The 3740-nt window shown below is 65.6% G+C and carries 3 protein-coding genes and 1 pseudogene; 3 read left to right on the forward strand and 1 reads right to left on the reverse strand.

Annotated features, from left to right (window positions below):
- The coding region (locus tag WCE35_RS20895) for an amidohydrolase family protein (protein ID WP_424595217.1) at positions 1-963 on the forward strand (963 nt) is incomplete at its 5' end.
- A gap of 109 nt (positions 964-1072) precedes the next feature.
- Here the strand turns inward: WCE35_RS20895 and WCE35_RS20900 are convergent.
- Entirely contained in the window at positions 1073-2344 is a 1272-nt protein-coding gene (locus WCE35_RS20900; RefSeq protein ID WP_424595218.1) for an MFS transporter, read from the reverse strand.
- A gap of 277 nt (positions 2345-2621) precedes the next feature.
- Here WCE35_RS20900 and WCE35_RS20905 point away from each other — a divergent pair, with 277 nt between their 5' ends.
- Together WCE35_RS20905 and WCE35_RS20910 are read left to right on the forward strand one after the other, a co-directional pair.
- Entirely contained in the window at positions 2622-3296 is a 675-nt protein-coding gene (locus tag WCE35_RS20905; RefSeq protein ID WP_424595219.1) for an ABC transporter ATP-binding protein, read from the forward strand.
- Positions 3293-3740 (forward strand): annotated as a pseudogene (locus tag WCE35_RS20910) (ABC transporter permease); the annotation flags it as partial. The gene WCE35_RS20905 and the pseudogene WCE35_RS20910, both read left to right, overlap by 4 nt.

A 3740-nucleotide genomic window follows, 5' to 3' on the forward strand; every position in this document is an offset into this window, starting at 1 on the left:
AAGATCCCGGTTTCGTTCTCGATCACGCAGAACGACAAGGCGCCGCGGCGCTGGCGCCAGACGCTCGACACCATTGCGAAGGCTTCGGCGCGCGGCCTGTCGATCACGGCGCAGATCGCCGCCCGTCCGGTCGGGCTGATGCTGGGGCTGGAATTGTCGCGTAACCCGTTCCAGACCCATCCGAGCTACCAGGCGATCGCACAACTGCCATTGGCGGAGCGAGTGGCGCGCCTGCGTCAGCCCAAGCTGCGCGCCGCGATCCTGGGTGAGCACGCGACCGCGACCGACGATCCGCTGTTCTTCCGGCCGAACTACGACAAGATGTATCTGCTCGGAAATCCCCCGGACTATGAACAGCCGCCGGAAAACACCCTGGGCGCGCAGGCCCGCCGCCACGGCAAGCAGGCGGAAGAACTGGCCTATGACGCAATGCTGACGGACGACGGCCGCGGCATGCTGTATGTACCGTTCCTCAATTATGCCGACGGCAATCTCGATGCGACCCGCGAGATGCTGCGCGATCCGAACGCGGTGCCGGGCTTGAGCGACGGCGGCGCGCATTGCGGCATTATCTGCGACGCCAGCTTCCCGACCTATCTGCTGACGCACTGGACCCGCGACCGCACCCGCGGCGAAAAACTGTCGATTCCGTTCGTGGTGGCGGCGCAGTCGCGCCGGACGGCGCGCTCGGTCGGTCTCTACGACCGCGGCGTGATCGCGCCCGGCTTCAAGGCCGACGTCAACGTGATTGATTATGACCGGCTGCACCTGCATCCGCCAAAAGTGCATTACGACTTGCCGGTCGGCGGCCGCCGCCTGCTGCAGCAGGTCGACGGCTACGACGCCACCATCGTCTCCGGCGTGGTGACGCAGCGCGGCGGCATGGCCACCGGCGCGCGGCCGGGCAGACTGCAGCGCGGCGCGCAGGGCGCCAGGCCAGAGTTTGGCGCGGCTGCCAGCTAGGTACAGGTAGCCCTGACGGAGCGTCAGCGAAATCCGGAGCCGTCCTGAACCGGATCGGCTGATCCCGGATTGCGCTTCGCTCCATCCGGGCTACGGGACGACAAGGCCTTCACGCGAATTTCGGCCGCGCCGCGCTACCAATCAGCCGCGCGCGCTCGGTGTTGGGCCACAGCAGCAGCAGGCCGAGCAATCCCGACGCGATCAGGATCACGGCGTTGATGGTGAAGCCCGTCATATAGCCGTCGAGCGGCACCGCCGCGCGCTGGATCACGCTGCCCATCACCGAGGGCGCGAGGATGCCGGCGAGGGTATAGATTGCGCCATAGATCGCGATCACCGCGCCGCGCTGCGATACCGGGGTGAATTCGCCGAGCATCGGCGGGCAGACGACATAGATCGCTCCGCAAAGTCCGGAGCCTGTGACCAGCAAGGCGATCTGCAGGCCGGCGCCATTGACATAGGGAATCATGGCGAGAATCGTCCCGCCGATCATCAAGGGCACCGCGCCCAGCACGCCGCGCGCGCCGCGCGTCGTAAAGCCCCGCGCCAGCATCATCTGCGAAACCCATCCGGCGAGCAGCACAATGACCGCACCGAACACCCAGGGCAGAACCGAGATCCATCCCGCATCCATTTGCGAGAAGCCCAGGCCCTTGACGATGAAGGGCGTGAACCAGGTCAGGCCCAGCGACAGCGCCCAATAGGCGCCGAAGGTCGCGGCGCAACAACCGATGAAGGTCCGCGAGGTCAGAAGCTGAAAATACGGGACGCGGGGATCCGCTGCCGCCATCGCGACGGTTTGCACCAGCGGTCCCTCCTTGCCCATCAACAGCCATGCCACCACCCACATCAGGCCGACCACGCCGAGCGCACCGAAGGCGTAGTGCCAGCTATGATTGACGATGATCCAGTTCAGCGCCGGCACCGCGAGGATGACGCCGAATGCCGAGCCCTGCGACAGGACGGCGGTGGGCAGCGTTCGCTTCTCGTCGGGAAACCACTTGTAGATCGCATGCACCGCCACCGAGAACGCAGGTCCCTCGCCGGCGCCGAGGATGACGCGACAGATCAGCAGCGTGGTGAAACTGACCGTACCGACCATCGGAAACTGTGCCAGCGCCCAAACCACCGCCATCACCAGCAGAACCCAGCGGGTGGCGACGCGATTGACGATGAAGCCTACGACGATGGCCGAGATCGAAAACAGGAAAAAGAACGAGGAACCGAGCAGGCCGAACTGTTCCGGCTGGAGTTTCAACTCGTCCATGATCGGCGCGCCGGCAAGGCCGACCACGATCTTGTCGGCAAAATTCACCAGCATGAACAGGAACAGCAGAAAGGTGATTTTCCAGGCGCCTTTTGGCGTCGGCTGCGCGGTCATGACTGGCTCCCCCGTTGCTGGCGCTGTGCGATCGGCCTCATGGGATGCTACTCGCGGGTTCCGTGGCAAGGCAACCGCGCATTTTTGACAGAGCCGAGTGCGCGGCAACGGGCGTTGATATTCGCGATGCCATCTAAAATTGTTTTGTAAGATTAGACAACCGAAACACGATCGCGTCGCACTGCCGTTGAGGCCGTGATCTTGCACCGCGGCCCTGATATCATGCAGTCAATCACATCCCGGGATTTTCCGCTGTGAGGCGCAGCCATCGATTCGCATGACGAGCGGTAACCCCATCGTGCTCAGTGTTTCCGGTCTGACCAAGAGCTACCGTACCGCCGGCGAGCAGGTCGCGGTGCTGCGCGGGGTGAATCTCGCGGTCGCCTCCGGCGAAGGCGTCGCCCTGACCGGCGAATCCGGCAGCGGCAAGAGCACGCTGTTGCACCTGATCGCCGGACTGGACGCGGCCGACGGCGGCGAGATCGTGCTGGCCGGTACGCCGATCTCCGGTCTTGGGGACGCCGGCCGGGCCGAATTGCGGCGCGATCGCCTCGGCCTCGTGTTTCAGCAATTCAACCTGATCCCGAGTCTCACGGTCGAAGACAATCTGGCCTTTCAGTCGCGCATCGCCGGCCGTCACGATGCCGCCTGGCATGGTGAACTGGTGGCGCGGCTCGGGCTCGGCCAGCTTCTGAAGCGCTATCCCGAGCAATTATCCGGCGGCCAGCAGCAGCGGGTGGCGATCGGCCGCGCGCTGGCGGCAAAACCCTTGCTGCTGCTCGCCGATGAGCCGACCGGCAATCTCGACGAGGCGACCGCCGATGAGGTTCTCGCGCTAGCGCGCGACCTGGTGACACGAACCGGTTGCGGCTTCCTGATGGTGACCCACAGCGCGCGGCTGGCCGCCACGCTCGACCGGCAGGTCACCCTCCATGCGGGGCTTATCGCGTGACGAGGGCACTCTGGATCCTCGCCGTTCTGGTGAGCCATTGGCGGCGGCATCCGATGCAGCTCGCGACCTTGCTGATCGGGTTGATCTCGGCGACCGCGCTGTGGAGCGGCGTGCAGGCGCTGAACCAGCAGGCGCGCAATTCCTACGATCGCGCGGCCGCCATCTTCGGCGGCGCGCGGACCGCCATGCTGGCCGGTCACGACGGCCCGACCTTCCCGCAGCAACTCTTTGTCGACTTGCGCCGCGCCGGCTGGCCGGTATCGCCGGTTCTGGAAGGCCGCGTCCAGATCGGCGGACGATCGTTCCGGCTGCTCGGCATCGAGCCGGTGACGCTGCCCCCGGAAGTCGGCAACGCGCCCGCGATCGGCAAGGCCAGCCTGCCATCCTTCGTGACGCCGCCGGGCGAAATGCTGGTAGCGCCGGAGACATTGTCCGATCTCAAAC

It is taken from the genome of Bradyrhizobium sp. (genome assembly GCF_049691595.1).
In the GTDB taxonomy this organism is placed as follows: Bacteria; Pseudomonadota; Alphaproteobacteria; order Rhizobiales; family Xanthobacteraceae; genus Bradyrhizobium.